Here is a 14,042-nt window from a genome sequence, read left to right as displayed (position 1 = left end):
TTTGAACACTTCAAGCTTCTTTTGATCGATCTATTGACCGCTATCGATCAGCCGATCAGTATTCCCCGTGTCTCGAATCAGGAGCCGCGGGAGGCGCACATGCCTGGTCGACAAAGCCGTCGATCCGTGCTCGCCACGATCACCGCACTGCCTCTGACGGGCGCGCTCAGCGCCTGCGGAGGTGGCGGCGGAACCACACGATCGGGCGGTACGAGCAGTACCGGCAGGACCGTAAGCAGCAGGACCGGCAGGAAGACGCGGATCACCTTCTGGTCCGCCCTGCGGGGCAGCCAGGAGGTCGTGGACGCGTTCAACCGCGGCCACGACACCATTCAGGTCGATTTCCAGCAGATCCCGGCGGGCGCACAGGGCGGTTACGCCAAGCTCAGCAACGCGGCACGGGCCGGGAACGCCCCGGACATCGCCACCCTCGAATACCCCCAGGTCCCGGGCTTCGCCATCGACGGGGTCTGCCGGGACATCACGGACCTGGTCGGTGAGGGGCTGCGGGCGAAGCTCCTGCCGCAGGCACTGGGGCTGACCACCTTCGAGAAGCGGGTGTTCAGCGTCCCGCTCGACGTGGAACCGATGGTGCTGCACTACCGCACCGACCTCTTCGAGCGGTACGGGCTGACCGTCCCTCGCACCTGGGACGACTTCGAGGACGCGGCGAGGACCGTACGCGCCAGGAGCGGTGACCGCCGGATGGCGCTGTTCCCGACGGACGGCGACAGCCATGTCGCGGCGTTCGCGTGGCAGGCCGGGGCGCAGTGGTTCGACACGGCGGGCGGTGCCTGGAACGTCTCGCTCGCCGACGCGCCCACCCGTCGCGTGGCCGCGTACTGGCAGCGGCTGACCGACCAGGACCTGGTCTTCATGAACGCGGTGGAGAGCCGGCAGAGCGACGTCCAGATCGGCAGCGGCCTCGTGCTCAGCCGGCTCAGCGGCGCGTGGGACGCCGGCGCCCAGATGAAGGCCCGGCCGGGCCAGAAGGGGCAGTGGGCGATCGCGCCGTCCCCCCAGTGGGACCCGGCCGACCCCGGTGTCGGGACCCATGGCGGCTCGACCTTCGCGGTCACCAGGGACTGCGCGCATCCGGAGGCCGCGATGGAGTTCATCGAGTGGCAGGTCTCGCATCCGGACGCGCTGCGGGCCCGGCTCTCCAGCGGCGCCAGCAGTCAGTACCCCGCCGCGCCGGACCTCGTCTCCGTGGGCCGCAGGGCCTTCGACCGCGCCTACTACGGCGGCCAGGACATCTACACCCTGTTCGAGCAGGAGGCCCACAAGATCCGCCCGGGCTGGGTCTGGGGCCCCCGGATGACGGCCACCGGAAGGATCATGAAGGACGGGCTGGCGCGGGCGAGCGGGGGCCAGGGCTCCATCCTCGGGGCGATCCGCGCGGCGCAGGACGGCACCATGCCGGACCTCAAGGCGCTCGGTCTCTCCACCACCCGGCGCTCCACCTGACCGGCGACCCCTATCCGTTCCCCTCAGCAGAGAGGCAGGTGACACCCATGACCAGCGCCACCCCCGTGTCCGTACCGACGGACGCCCCCGCCCGCCCGTCACCGAAGAGCCCGGCCGCCGCCGCCCCGGCGCCCACGACCCGCAGGTCCGCCCGCCGGCGTGAACTCGGCGCCTGCGGCGTCCTGATGACACCGTTCTTCGTCCTTCTGACGGCCGTCTTCCTGATCCCGGTCGGCACCGCCGTCTATCTGAGCTTCTTCAGCGACGACCAGCCCGGGCTGGGCTTCGGCCCCGAGCGGACGGTGTTCGCCGGGCTCCGCAACTACAGCGCGGTCCTGGCGGACCCGACCTTCCTCGGCGGTCTCGGCACCGTCGCCCTGTACTGCGTGATCTACATCCCGCTGATGGTGATCGGCGCCCTCGCGCTGGCGCTGCTGCTGGACTCCGGGGTGGTCCGCCTGCGGGGCACCGTCCAGCTCGCGCTGTTCCTGCCGCACGCGGTGCCGGGCATCATCGCGGCCCTGATCTGGCTGTACCTCTACACCCCCGGGATCAGCCCGGTCATCGACCTGCTCGGCAGGGCCGACATCACCGTGGACTTCCTCGGGGTGCACACGGTGCTGCCGTCCATCGTGAACATCGCGCTGTGGAGCAACCTCGGCTACAACATGGTCGTGTTCTACGCCGCCCTGCAGGCGGTCCCCCGCGAGGTGATCGAGGCATCCGTCGTCGACGGCGCGGGCGCCGTCCGCACGGCCCTCCAGGTCAAGGCCCCACTGGTCCGGTCGTCGATCGTCATGGTCGCGATGTTCACGCTCATCTTCGCGCTCCAGCTCTTCACCGAGCCGATGCTGCTCAGCCAGTCCACACCGATGATCAACTCGCGCTTCTCCCCCAGCATGTACATCTACGACGCGGCCTTCACCCGCAACAACTACGGCCTGGCGGCCGCCTCTTCGGTGATCCTGCTCCTGTGCACGATCGCCCTGTCCTACGGCGTCACCCGCTGGACCAACCGTGCCGGCTCCGCCGAGGAGGGCGTCCGATGAGCGCGTCGACCGCAACCCGCACCGCCTCCGCCCTGCGTCCCCGGCTCCTCGGACGCTCGGTCGTCAATCTGGTGGTCCTGGTCTCCGCGATGTACACCCTGCTGCCGGTGCTGTGGCTGGTGCTCGCCTCCGCCAAGAACAGGGACGCCCTGTTCAGCAGCAACATCCTGTCGCTGAGCGACTTCTCCTTCCTCCGGAACATGAAGGACCTCTTCGCCATGGACGGCGGACTGTACGGCCGTTGGTACGGCAACAGCCTGCTGTACGCGGTGCTCGGCGCGGCCCTCGGCGCGCTGATCAGCGTCGCCTGCGGCTACGCCTTCGACAAGTACCGCTTCGCCCACAAGGAGAAGCTGTTCGGCCTGGTGCTGGCCGCCGTCATGGTGCCGCAGACCGTGCTCGCCCTGCCGCTCTACCTGATGGCCTCCGGCGCCGGCCTGGTGAACACCTTCTGGGCGGTGTTCATCCCGGTCCTGTTCAATCCTTTCGGGGTCTACCTCGGCCGGATCTTCAGCCAGGGATACGTGCCTGACGAGGTGCTGGAGGCCGCGCGGATGGACGGCGCGGGTGAACTGGCCGCCTACTTCCGGGTGGCGCTCCGCATGCTCGGGCCGGGACTGGTCACCGTCTTCCTCTTCCAGCTCACGGCCATCTGGAACAACTTCTTCCTGCCCATGGTGATGCTGTCCGACCAGGACCTGTATCCGGTCAGCCTCGGCCTGTACACCTGGAACAGCTCCGCGTCCGTGTCGCCCGAGTACTACCCCGTGGTCATCATGGGCTCGCTGCTCGCGGTGCTGCCCCTGATCCTCGCCTTCGCCCTGCTCCAGCGCTTCTGGCGGTCCGGACTGACGGCGGGCGCCGTCAAGTAGCCGCCCGCCCGGACCACCACAGCCCGGACCACCGCACAGGAGAACCATGCCCAGCACTCCCCCCGCCCACCGCCGGCCGCGCGCCGCCCTCGCCATGGGAGCGGACGCCGCGGCCGCGGTGCTCTCCCCCGACTCCCTGGCGGCGCTGGCCGAGGTGTGCGACCTCGCGCCGCTGCCCGCGCTCGACGACTTCACGACCGACCGGGCGCGACGCGTCCTCGCGGACACGGAGGTCCTGATCACCGGCTGGGGCTGCCCGCCGATCCACGCGGGCGTCCTGGCCGCCGCGCCCGGCCTTCGGGCCGTCGTCCACACGGCGGGCACGGTACGCGGCCATGTCACCGACGCCTGCTGGGACCGGGGCATCGAGGTGTCCTCGGCCGCGGCGGCCAACGCGCTGCCGGTCGCCGAGTACACCGTCGCGATGATCCTGCTGTCCGGCAAGCGGGTCCTGGAGCGGGCCCGGGAGTTCCGGGCCCACCGGGTGCGCGACGCCTGGCTCGCCACACCGCCCGACGTGGGCAACTACCGCCGCACGGTGGGCATTCTGTCCGCCTCCCTGATCGGCCGCCGGGTGATCGAGCTGCTGCGCCCGTACGACCTGGAGGTGCTGCTCCACGACCCGTACGTCACGGACGAGGAGGCCGCCGGGCTCGGCGTCCGGCCCGTCACCCTGGCCGGGCTCTTCGTGGAGAGCGACGTGGTCAGCGTCCATACGCCGCTGCTGCCCGCGACCACCGGACTGGTCAGCCGCGGCCTGCTCGCCTCGATGCGACCGGACGCCGTCCTCATCAACACCTCCCGGGGTGCGGTCGTCGACCAGGACGCCCTCACCGACGTACTGCGTGCCGACCGGATCCGCGCGGTGCTCGACGTCACCGACCCCGATCCGCTGCCCGCCGGCCATCCGCTGTGGGACTGCGACAACGCGACCATCACCCCGCATCTCGCGGGCTCCCAGGGCAACGAACTGCGCCGGCTGGCCGATCTGGCGGTCGGCGAGGTCGCCCGCTGGGCCGCGGGTGACGGCTTCACCCATCCCGTACGACGCGAAAGGCTGGCCTTCCTCGCATGACGCCTCCTCCCTTCCGACTCCCCTCCGAAGACCGCGCCCTGAGCCCGTACACCGGCTACACCCGGGCCCACTGGGAAGCGGCGGCGGACGGACTGCTGGCCGCCGCCTGGAAGTGGGCCACCCCCGGCCGGGCCCTGCTCGACCTGCCGGGCCGCCCCTCCCGCTCCGGGGTCCGCTCCGACGGCCTGGAGGGTTACGCCCGTACGTTCCTGACCGCCGCGTTCCGGGTCGCCGGCGCGGAGGGCGAGGATCCGCACAACTGGCTGGAGCGGTACGCCGACGGGCTCACCTCCGGGACCCGCTCACCGGGGCGGGACGACGCCGAGTCCTGGCCGCTGATCCTGGACCACACCGTCTTCGGCCAGCCGATGGTGGAGTCCGCATCGGTGGCGATCGGACTGCGGCTGACCCGCCCCTGGCTCTGGGACCGGCTGGACGCCGCCACCCAGGACCGCGCGGAGCAGTGGCTGCGCGGCGCGCTGCGGCACACGCCCGCGCCCAACAACTGGTACCTCTTCCCGTTCTCCGTCGCCGGCTTCCTGGAGTCGGTCGGCCGGGGCGACGCGGAGACCGCCCGGGCCCGGCAGCGGGCGCTCGACCTGCTGGAGGGCTGGTACCGCGGTGAGGGCTGGTACGCCGACGGGGACGCGCGCGCCTTCGACCACTACAACGGCTGGGCGCTGCACCTGTATCCCGTGCTCGACGCGTACCTGTCGGGCGACGCGGAGCTGTCCGCGCACTACGGGGCACGGCTGAGCGAGCATCTGGAGAGCTTCTCGCTGATGTTCGGCGCGGACGGTGCCCCGCTGCACTTCGGGCGCTCCCTCACCTACCGGTTCGCGGCGGGCGCGGCCGTCGGGATGGGCGCCGTGTCCGGGCACACCCCGCTGGCTCCGGGTGTGTCACGGCGGTTGATCAGCGGCTCGCTGCGGTACTTCCTGGAGCGCGGTTCGGCCGGGGACGACGGTCTGCTGAGCCTGGGCTGGCACGGCCCGCACGACGCGACGCTCCAGGTGTACTCCGGTCCGGCGTCGCCCTACTGGGCGTCCAAGGCCTTCGTGGCCCTGCTCGCCCCGCCGGAGCACCCGTTGTGGACGGCCGAGGAGGAGCCGGCGCCGAGCGAGGGCCCGGACCGGGTGCTGTCGCTGCCGTCGCCGGGACTGCTGGTGCAGTCGACGCGGGCGGACGGCATCGTCCGGCTGCACAATCACGGCAGTGACCATCTCAGGCCGCACGAGGGGGACTCGGCGGATCTGTCCGACCCGCTGTACGCGCGCCTCGCGTACTCGACGGCCACCGGTCCCACGGCGTCCGCCAACGCCGCGGACAACCATCTGTCGATAGGGATCGGAGGGTCCCGCAGCAGCCGCGCCCGTATCCGTCCGATGGGCGCGGGGCACGGGGAGGGCTGGGGCTGGGCCGCGTCCTGGCACCGGCCGGCCTTCCCCGAGGGCGCGCCGATGGTGCCGGGGCTGCGGGTGGAGAGCGTCACGGTCGTCCGGGGCCGGTACGAGCTGAGGGTGCACCGGATCCTGGGGGCGCCCGCCGGGGCACGGGCCGAACTGACGGGCTGGGCGACGGATCCGGGCGGCACGGTGCGTTCGGCGCTGCTGGGCCTGCACGGCTGGCCGGAACAGGGGGACGTACGGGCGCCGCAGGGCACGGCGTTCACCCGCTGGGCGGTGCTCCCCCGGCTGGCCACGGACGTGGAGGGCACGGAGGTGCTGGTGGCGCTGGCCTCGCTCACCGCCGAGACGGACGCCGCCCCGCTCGGGGACGTGGTGAGCGGGGTGGACGTGAACGGCGAGACGGTCACGGTGCGTTGGGCCGACGACGGCGCGACGACCCGCGTCGGCTTCGCGCCGCTGGAGGTCGTCCACACACCCTGACGTCCGGCTCGTCCGGCCCTGGGCGCGGGCGCGGACCGCCGCCCCAGGGTCGTCAGGCGTCGGTGCGGATCACCACGGCGAGGTTGCGGGGGCCGTGGACGCCTTCCACACGCTCCAGTTCGATGTCGGAGGTGGCCGACGGCCCGCTGATCAGGGTCGTCGGCCTCTCCGGCACCAGCCGGGCGACCGCCTCCGGGACGCCCACCACGACCGAGGACAGGTCGACGACGCAGACATGGAGGTCGGGGACGAGCGAGAGGGCGCGCCGGCCCTGGCCGGAGGAGCCGTCCAGGAAGATCGTGCCGGTCTCGGCGCAGCTGACGGCGGAGGCGGTGACCACACCGTCCAAGGCGTCGAGGCTCGGGGCGGGGATGTCCGCCGAGTCCCGCTGGACCTCGCCGTCGTAGGCGCTGAGCCACCGCTCGTCCAGCCCGTCCGGCACGCCGATCCGCCGGGCGTCGTGCTCGCGCAGGATCCCGGCGATCACTTCGGCCGTGCGGTCGCCGGTGCAGGGGTGGACCTCCGCCTTGTAGTCGACGAGCCGGTCGGTCAGCAGCGCCAGACGTTCACCGTCCGGGAGGGTGCGGCCCGTGCGGTAGGCGCGGGGGATCTCGGCGGCGGGGGTGGGGGCGAGCGCCAGGGCGTCCCTGATCCGGCCGAGCACCGTGTCGCGTGCGGTGGGAGTGGTCACTGGTCCCCCTCGGGGCTCTCGGTGGTGCGTCCGGGGCCTGCGCCGGGACTCTCGGTGGTGCGTCCGGGGCCCGCGTCGCTCCCGGTGGGGTGGGCGGCGCCCTCCTCGGCCGCTGCCCGCATCGTCGCCGCGCCCTCGGCGGATGCCAGCCAGGAGCGGAAGGACTGCTTGGGCGGGGCGGCGGTGTCCCGGCTGTCGCTCCAGCCGTCGAAAGGCGCGGGCAGGTGCGAGATGGTGCGGTCGCGACCGCCGACACCGACGGAGCGGCTGAGGGAGGCGGCCTTCTGGGCGGCCGTGTAGATCCTGGGCGACTTCATCACGCCGGCGGCTGCCTTCATCGCCAGCTTCTCCGCCGTGGCACCGGCCTGTTCGGTGCTCTGGTGGCGCAGTTCGACCAGCAGCGACGGGATGTCGATCTTGACGGGGCAGGCGTCGAAGCAGGCACCGCAGAGGCTGGAGGCGTACGGGAGCGAGCTGTTGGGGTCGTCCTTCGCGGCGTGCATCCCGGCGAGCTGCGGCGTGAGGACCGCTCCGATCGGACCGGGGTACGTCGATCCGTACGCGTGCCCGCCGGCCCGTTCGTACACCGGGCAGACGTTGAGGCAGGCCGAGCAGCGGATGCAGTTGAGGGCCTCACGGCCCACCTTGTCGGCGAGCGCGGCGGTGCGGCCGTTGTCGAGGAGGACGAGGTGGAAGTCCTGCGGCCCGTCGCCGGGGGTCACGCCGGTCCACATCGAGGTGTACGGGTTCATCCGCTCACCGGTGGAGGAACGCGGCAGCAGCTGGAAGAAGACCTCCAGGTCCTGGTAGCGCGGCAGGACCTTCTCGATGCCCATGACGGTGATCAGGGTGTCGGGCAGCGTCAGGCACATCCGCCCGTTGCCCTCGGACTCGACGACGGAGAGGGTGCCGGTCTCGGCGATGCCGAAGTTGGCGCCGGAGACGGCCACCTTGGTCGTCATGAACTTCTCGCGCAGATAGGCGCGTGCGGCGGCGGCCAGATGCGCGGGCACGTTGTCGAGGGCGGGGTCGACACCGGGGATCTCCTTGAGGAAGATCTCCCGGATCTCGTCGCGGTTGCGGTGGATCGCGGGGACCAGGATGTGCGAGGGCTTGTCGTGGGCGAGCTGCACGATGAGTTCGGCGAGGTCGGTCTCGTAAGGCGTGATGCCCTCGGCCTCGAGGTGTTCGTTGAGGCCGATCTCCTGTGTGGCCATCGACTTGACCTTGATGACGTCGCTGCTGCCCGTCTCCCTGACCAGCCGGGTGACGATCTCGTTGGCCTCGACGCCGTCACGCGCCCAGTGGACGGTGCCGCCGCGCTCGGTGACCTTCGCTTCCAGCTGTTCGAGCAGCTCGGGGAGGCGGTTCATGGTGTCGGTCTTGATGGCGGACCCGGCGTCGCGCAGCTCTTCCCAGTCCGGGAGTTCGCCGGTGACGGCGATGCGCTTGGCACGGATGGTGTGGGTGGCCCGGCCGAGGTTGCGGCGCAGCTGGTCGTTGCGCAGTTCGTCGTGGGCCGCAGCGGGGAACTTCCGGTCGCCGCGCAGGTTCCCTGTCCCGTACGGGGAGCGGGGCGGGGCGGCGGGCATGCCGAGGAACGTGCTCATCGGGCGGCCTCCATCAGGGCGTACGGCGCGGTGCGGGTGGATCCGAGGATCTGGGCGAGATGCAGGGTGCGCGTACCGGACTTGATGCGGGAGAGCCCGCCGCCGATGTGCATCAGGCAGGAGGAGTCGCCCGCGGAGCACACATCGGCCTTCGTGTCGGCGATGTTGCGCATCTTGTCCTGGAGCATCGCGGTGGAGGTCTCGGCGTTCTTGACGGCGAAGGTGCCGCCGAATCCGCAGCAGGCGTCGGCCTCGGGGAGCTCGACCAGGTCGATGTCCTCGACGGCGCGCAGCAGCTTCAGCGGCTTGTCCCCGACCCGGAGCATGCGCAGCGAGTGGCAGGTGGGGTGGTAGGTGACCCGGTGCGGGAAGTACGCGCCGACCTGGGTGACACCGAGAACGTCGACGAGCAGCTCGGAGAGCTCGTACGTCTTGGCCTTGACGGTGGCGACCCCGGCGCGCAGTGCGGCGTCGCCGTAGCGCTCGGCGACGATCTCGTGCTGGTGGCGGACGGAGCCTGCGCACGATCCGGACGGCATGACGACGGCGTCGATCGAGGCGTCCCCGAACTGCGTGGCGAAGTTGCGGACCAGCGGGACGGGTTCGCGCTGGTAGCCGGTGTTGACGTGCATCTGGCCGCAGCAGGTCTGGTCCGGCGGGAAGACCACCTCGTGGCCAAGGCGGGCGAGCAGCACCGCGGTGGATTTCACCGCCTCCGGGAAGAGTGTGTCTCCCAGACAGGTGGCGAAGAGTCCGATACGCATGGGGCCTCCCCGGTCGCAATTTGTGGTCAGACCATACTACCCTCTGTCCATTTTGGAAAGAGGTCGCGCATCGGTCGCCCACCCATCGATCTGGACGCACCCAGGCAAGTGAACACAAGGGCGTAAGCGCTTTCCTCTCCACTCACACCGGGTTCCTCCACGGAGTGACCTGCGCAGCAACTTGGTCCGACCTTATTGACATACGACATATGCAGTGTCCTACTGATCGCTCGAACCAGCTGCCCGCTCCTGCTTCTCGCACCCGCATCGGCATCCGCACCTGCGCCGCCCGAGGCCAAGATAAGGCGGCCCACGGCTTACGTCCCGGTTCGCCCTGCCCCGTACCGCTCAACGAGGAGTAATTTCGTGGCTACCGCACCACCCGCCGCCGTGCTTGCTTCGTACACACCGGATGTACGCGCCATCGCGGACAGCCTTCCGGCGACCGCCCTGGTCAGCCTGATCCCCCTGGCGGTGTTCTTCCTTCTGCTGATGGTGGCGAAGCGCTCGGCACTGGTCTCCGCACTGGGCTCGGTGCTCACGGCGCTCCTCGTCGCGGTGATCGGGTTCGGGATGCCGGTGGAGCTCGGCCTGCTCTCGGCGTCCCAGGGCCTCGTCTTCGGCCTGTTCCCGGTGATGCTGATCGTCGTGGCGGCCATCTGGTTCTACGAACTCACGGTCGTCAGTGGCAGGTTCGAGGATCTGCGCCGTTCGTTCAGCGCCGTAGGCCGGGGGGACCTGCGCGTCCAGGCGATGCTCATCGCCTTCTGTTTCGGCGGCCTCCTCGAGGCCCTCGCCGGCTTCGGCGCTCCCGTCGCCATCACCGCCGTGATGCTGATGGCGCTCGGCCTGCCGCCGGTCAAGGCGGCCGTGACGGTCCTGCTCGCCAACACCGCTCCGGTCGCGTTCGGTGCCATGGCCATCCCGGTCACCACGGCCGGCAACCTGACCGGCATCCCGGCCGAGGACATCGCCGCGGTCATCGGCCGCCAGTCCCCGCTGCTGGCGCTCTTCGTGCCCCTGCTGCTGCTGTTCGTCGTGGACGGCACCCGCGGAATCCGTCAGCTGTGGCCGATCGCGCTGGTCACCGGGGCCGTCTTCGCCGTGGCCCAGTACTGGTGCTCCAGCCACTTCGCGTACGAACTCACCGATGTGGTCGCCTCGCTCGCCGGCTTCGGCGCCGCCGTGCTGATGCTGCGCTTCTGGAAGCCGTCCACCCCCGAGGACCAGCGCTCGCAGGTCGAGAACGAACCGCTGACGCGGCGCCGGGTCACCTACGCGGTGCTGCCGTACGTCCTGGTCATCGCGGTCTTCGCCCTCGCCAAGCTGGACGTCGGAGCCATCGACGTACCGAAGCTCCTCGGCCGTCTGAACATCAGCGTCGAGTGGCCCGGGCTGTACGGCGAGCTGCTGACCCCCGGCGGCGACCCCTCGTCCAGCGCGATCTACAAGCTGGAGGTCCTGGGCAACCCGGGCACCCTGCTGATCATCTCCGGCATCCTGGTGACGCTGATCTACCGGTACGCCAAGGACGGCGACGCCTACCCGCTGAGCGCGTCGACGGCGGTCTCCGCGGCCGGCCGCACGCTGCGGAACATGCGCGGCGCCATCATGACGGTCGCCACGGTGCTGGCCCTCAGCTACGTGATGAACCAGTCGGGTCAGACCGTCGCCATCGGCACCTGGCTGGCCACGGCGGGCGGGCTCTTCGCCCTGCTCTCCCCCACCCTCGGCTGGCTGGGTACCGCGGTGACCGGCTCCGACACCTCGGCCAACGCGCTGTTCGCCAACCTTCAGCAGACGGCGGGTCAGGCCGCGGGGATCGATCCGACCCTGCTGGTCGCCGCCAACACCTCGGGCGGTGTGGTCGCCAAGCTGGTGAGCCCGCAGAACCTGACCATCGCGGCCACGGCCGTGGGGATGCCCGGTTCGGAGCGCATCCTGCTGCGCAAGGTGGCCGGGTACAGCGTGGGCATGCTGGCGATCCTCTGCGTGCTGGTCTACCTCCAGTCCACGCCGGCGCTCTCCTGGATGCTGCCGTAGGGCGTGTTCCGGAAGTCCCTTCCGTCCGGCGGGCGGACGCACATGGGGCCGGTGGGCCGCCCGGTTTCCCGGGCGGCCCACCGGCCCCACGCCGTTGCTCGTCCGCTGCTACGCGCCGGGCCGGTCCTCGTCGGAGGGCCCCTCGTCGGCCGCGGTCCGCTCCTCGTCGCCGTCTGTGGGCCGGTCCTCGCCTGCGGGCCGGTCCTCGTCGACCAGCGTCCCGTGGAAGCCCCGGATGTGGAGCTCGGCCAGATCGGCCGCCTCCTCGCCGTGGCCGGTGCGCACCAGCCGCAGCAACTCGGTGTGCTGCGCGTTGAGATGCTCCCGGGTGGCCGACCAGTCGTCGACCTCTTCGAGGGCCCGGAGGATGAGAGGCCGCACGGACTCCCGTACCGCCGAGGTCAGGGTGGAGGTGAGCGCGTTGCCCGAGCTGCTCGCCACCATGACGTGGAACCGGGTGTCGAGTTCGTTGAACTCCTCCGGCAGAATGCCCGGTTGCGACATCCGGTGCACCACCGCGCCCGCCTCGTCCAGGTCCCGGTCGACGGCGTGCTTCGCGGCGGCGGCGAAGCTGGAACGCTCCAGGGCCACCCGGGCCTCCATCACGTCGTGCAGGCTGTAGCTACCCAGCGCGAAGTGCAGGCGCAGCAGACGGCCGAGCGCGTCGTCCGGGTTGCGCACGATGCGGGCCCCGGAGTCCGGTCCCCGGCCGGGCTGGGCGACCAGGACACCGATCGTCTCCAGCACCCTGAGGGCCTCCCGCAGCGCGGAACGGCTCACCCCGAAGACCGGTGCCAGCTCCCGCTCGGGCGGCAGCCGGTCGCCGGCCCGGAGTTTCCCGGCGAAGACCTGCTCCTCGATGCTCTGCAGGACGAGTTCATGAGTGCGGGACTGACGCACGGGCTGCCACTCAACAGGCATCCGCTACTCCCCGTTCCGGCCGATATACATGACTCGACTATGTCACACACACCGTGTGGTCGGACCAGAAAGCGGGAGGCTGGTCAGAGCGCAGTCCGGTGACCGGGGCGGCGCCTGCGCCGCTGGTCCGGGTCGAAGAGCTGGCCGCCCACTCCGGCGGCGACGAGCCCGGCGGCGATGAGCAGGCCGTGGCCGACGACGATGCCGGTCATCAGTCCTCCCACGCCCACCACCAGCCACACCCAGGCCACGCCGGTACGACGCCGAGGTGCCGGTCGCGGAGCGCCGGGCCCCTGGTCGCGGAGGAGCGGGGCTCCGGGGTCCCGCGCCGGCACGGTCCCGTAATCCCGCGCCGGAACGGTCCCGTTGTCCCGGGCCGGAACGGATCCACCGTCCTGGGCCGGCACGGTCCTGGTGTCGCGGAGCCGGTCGTCCTGGTGAGTCATGATGTCTCCCTCCCTCGACGATTCCGGATCTTCGGCAGGTCCTGGTCTTCGGCAAGTCCTCGCCGCGTCCCCGGTCCGGCCGGTGCACCGGACTCCGATCGTCTTACGAAGGGGACGGCCCGGTCCATCAGGGCCGGCACCCATCTTCGGGGAGGGACACCATGCAGACGCGGCACGGACGACGGCCCTGTGCGTGGGATCGGCCGCCGACCGGCCATAGTGGAGTCACTCCCCGAGCGTACGAAGGAGGCCCGGCCGGCCGTGTCCCTGTTCTGGCGCATCTTCCTGCTCAACGCGGCGGTCCTGGTCGCCGCCGGGGCTCTGCTGCTCCTCGGCCCGATCACCGTGTCCGCCCCGGTGGTGCTGACCGAGGCCCTCATCCTGGCCGGCGGAATGGCCTTGATGCTGGGCGCGAACGCACTGCTGCTGCGCCTGGGGCTCGCCCCTCTGCAACGGGTCACCAAGGCGATGACCACCATCGACCTGCTGAGCCCGCGGCCGCGCCCCGAGGTGGCCGGCGAGGGCGAGGTCGCGGCTCTGATCGAGACGTTCAACAGCATGCTCGACCGGCTGGAGGCCGAGCGGGCGACGAGCAGTGCCCGGGCGCTCGGGGCGCAGGAGGCCGAGCGCCGCCGGGTCGCGCAGGAGTTGCATGACGAGGTGGGCCAGACCCTGACGGCGGTCCTGCTGGAGCTGAAGAGGGTCACCGGTCACGCCCCCGAACCTCTGCGCGAGGAGCTCACCCATGTCCAGGAGATCACCCGGGGCAGCCTGGACGAGATCCGCCGGATCGCTCGGCGGCTGCGCCCCGGGGTACTGGAGGAACTGGGGCTGGTCAGCGCCCTGACGGCGCTGACCACCGAGACGCCGACGCCGAAGGGGCTGACGATCAGGCGGCAGACGGAGAAGGATCTGCCGCCGCTCGGCGAGGAGGCGGAGCTCGTCGTCTACCGCATCGCCCAGGAAGCGGTCACGAACACCGTCCGGCACGCCGGGGCCACCCTGCTCGAACTCTCCCTGCGCCGCAGCCCCGGCGGGGTGGAGCTGCGCATCCGGGACGACGGCCGCGGCCTCGGGGACGCCCCGGAGGGCGCGGGCCTGCGCGGCATGCGCGAACGCGCCCTGCTCATCGGTGCCACACTCACCCTCGGTACCGGTGCCGCGGGCGGCACGGACGTACGCCTCGATGTGCCCGTACGGAACGGAAACGCCTGA

12 protein-coding genes are annotated in these 14,042 nt (G+C 71.2%); 7 read left to right on the top strand and 5 right to left on the bottom strand.

The annotated features are described in order from the left end of the window. Window positions 1-99: 99 nt before the first annotated feature. Genes ACZ607_RS32610 through ACZ607_RS32590 form a run of 5 tightly spaced genes read left to right on the top strand, consistent with a single transcriptional unit; the run spans window position 100 to window position 6,352 of the window. Window positions 100-1,467, top strand: coding sequence for an ABC transporter substrate-binding protein (locus ACZ607_RS32610; protein ID WP_469740943.1), 1,368 nt, complete (start codon window positions 100-102; stop codon window positions 1,465-1,467). Window positions 1,468-1,514: 47 nt separating this feature from the next. Beyond that, on the top strand, window positions 1,515-2,516 hold the full coding sequence (locus tag ACZ607_RS32605) for a carbohydrate ABC transporter permease (protein ID WP_469740941.1): 1,002 nt from the start codon (window positions 1,515-1,517) through the stop codon (window positions 2,514-2,516). Beyond that, window positions 2,513-3,388 (top strand): carbohydrate ABC transporter permease, encoded by an 876-nt coding sequence (locus ACZ607_RS32600; RefSeq protein WP_469740938.1) that lies wholly within the window; start codon window positions 2,513-2,515, stop codon window positions 3,386-3,388. Before ACZ607_RS32605 ends, ACZ607_RS32600 begins: the two co-directional genes overlap by 4 nt. A 46-nt stretch (window positions 3,389-3,434) precedes the next feature. Then, window positions 3,435-4,463 carry a hydroxyacid dehydrogenase gene (locus ACZ607_RS32595; protein ID WP_469740935.1) on the top strand — a complete coding sequence of 343 codons (1,029 nt, stop codon included), beginning with the start codon at window positions 3,435-3,437 and terminating at the stop codon, window positions 4,461-4,463. Then, window positions 4,460-6,352 carry a DUF2264 domain-containing protein gene (locus tag ACZ607_RS32590; RefSeq protein WP_469740933.1) on the top strand — a complete coding sequence of 631 codons (1,893 nt, stop codon included), beginning with the start codon at window positions 4,460-4,462 and terminating at the stop codon, window positions 6,350-6,352. The genes ACZ607_RS32595 and ACZ607_RS32590 overlap by 4 nt, the downstream gene beginning before the upstream one ends. A 52-nt stretch (window positions 6,353-6,404) precedes the next feature. Here ACZ607_RS32590 and ACZ607_RS32585 read toward each other — a convergent pair whose 3' ends face one another. From ACZ607_RS32585 to ACZ607_RS32575, 3 genes are read right to left on the bottom strand one after another with little or no spacing between them, the layout of a single operon-like run. Next, complete coding sequence (locus ACZ607_RS32585) at window positions 6,405-7,043, bottom strand: LutC/YkgG family protein (protein WP_469740932.1); 639 nt, start codon at window positions 7,041-7,043, stop codon at window positions 6,405-6,407. Beyond that, window positions 7,040-8,653: a lactate utilization protein B gene (locus ACZ607_RS32580; protein ID WP_469740930.1), complete on the bottom strand. Its 1,614-nt coding sequence runs from the start codon at window positions 8,651-8,653 to the stop codon at window positions 7,040-7,042. Before ACZ607_RS32580 ends, ACZ607_RS32585 begins: the two co-directional genes overlap by 4 nt. Next, entirely contained in the window at window positions 8,650-9,417 is a 768-nt protein-coding gene (locus ACZ607_RS32575) for a (Fe-S)-binding protein (RefSeq protein ID WP_469740928.1), read from the bottom strand. The genes ACZ607_RS32580 and ACZ607_RS32575 overlap by 4 nt, the downstream gene beginning before the upstream one ends. 366 nt (window positions 9,418-9,783) lie before the next feature. Between ACZ607_RS32575 and ACZ607_RS32570 the strand changes: the two genes are divergently transcribed. Beyond that, window positions 9,784-11,460 carry an L-lactate permease gene (locus ACZ607_RS32570; RefSeq protein ID WP_469740926.1) on the top strand — a complete coding sequence of 559 codons (1,677 nt, stop codon included), beginning with the start codon at window positions 9,784-9,786 and terminating at the stop codon, window positions 11,458-11,460. Window positions 11,461-11,568: 108 nt separating this feature from the next. On the opposite strand, the gene ACZ607_RS32565 is transcribed toward ACZ607_RS32570, so the two are convergent. Both ACZ607_RS32565 and ACZ607_RS32560 read right to left on the bottom strand, forming a co-directional pair. Continuing rightward, window positions 11,569-12,381, bottom strand: a complete 813-nt coding sequence (locus tag ACZ607_RS32565; protein WP_469740924.1) for a FadR/GntR family transcriptional regulator — start codon at window positions 12,379-12,381, stop codon at window positions 11,569-11,571. 83 nt (window positions 12,382-12,464) lie between these two features. Then, window positions 12,465-12,827, bottom strand: coding sequence for a hypothetical protein (locus ACZ607_RS32560; RefSeq protein ID WP_469740921.1), 363 nt, complete (start codon window positions 12,825-12,827; stop codon window positions 12,465-12,467). Window positions 12,828-13,088: 261 nt separating this feature from the next. Between ACZ607_RS32560 and ACZ607_RS32555 the strand changes: the two genes are divergently transcribed. Beyond that, a complete protein-coding gene (locus ACZ607_RS32555) occupies window positions 13,089-14,042 on the top strand; it encodes a HAMP domain-containing sensor histidine kinase (protein WP_469740919.1) in 954 nt (317 codons plus the stop codon).

It is taken from the genome of Streptomyces sp. NPDC104381, assembly GCF_055583745.1.
This window is presented reverse-complemented; position numbering and strand designations above follow the sequence as displayed.

What these genes read in the sequence shown, in the direction of transcription:
- ACZ607_RS32610 (WP_469740943.1), top strand. Translation starts at nt 100, where the DNA reads ATGCCTGGTCGACAAAGCCGTCGATCCGTGCTCGCCACGATCACCGCA.
- ACZ607_RS32605 (WP_469740941.1), top strand. Translation starts at nt 1,515, where the DNA reads ATGACCAGCGCCACCCCCGTGTCCGTACCGACGGACGCCCCCGCCCGC.
- ACZ607_RS32600 (WP_469740938.1), top strand. Translation starts at nt 2,513, where the DNA reads ATGAGCGCGTCGACCGCAACCCGCACCGCCTCCGCCCTGCGTCCCCGG.
- ACZ607_RS32595 (WP_469740935.1), top strand. Translation starts at nt 3,435, where the DNA reads ATGCCCAGCACTCCCCCCGCCCACCGCCGGCCGCGCGCCGCCCTCGCC.
- ACZ607_RS32590 (WP_469740933.1), top strand. Translation starts at nt 4,460, where the DNA reads ATGACGCCTCCTCCCTTCCGACTCCCCTCCGAAGACCGCGCCCTGAGC.
- ACZ607_RS32580 (WP_469740930.1), bottom strand. Translation starts at nt 8,653, where the DNA reads ATGAGCACGTTCCTCGGCATGCCCGCCGCCCCGCCCCGCTCCCCGTAC.
- ACZ607_RS32575 (WP_469740928.1), bottom strand. Translation starts at nt 9,417, where the DNA reads ATGCGTATCGGACTCTTCGCCACCTGTCTGGGAGACACACTCTTCCCG.
- ACZ607_RS32565 (WP_469740924.1), bottom strand. Translation starts at nt 12,381, where the DNA reads ATGCCTGTTGAGTGGCAGCCCGTGCGTCAGTCCCGCACTCATGAACTC.
- ACZ607_RS32560 (WP_469740921.1), bottom strand. Translation starts at nt 12,827, where the DNA reads ATGACTCACCAGGACGACCGGCTCCGCGACACCAGGACCGTGCCGGCC.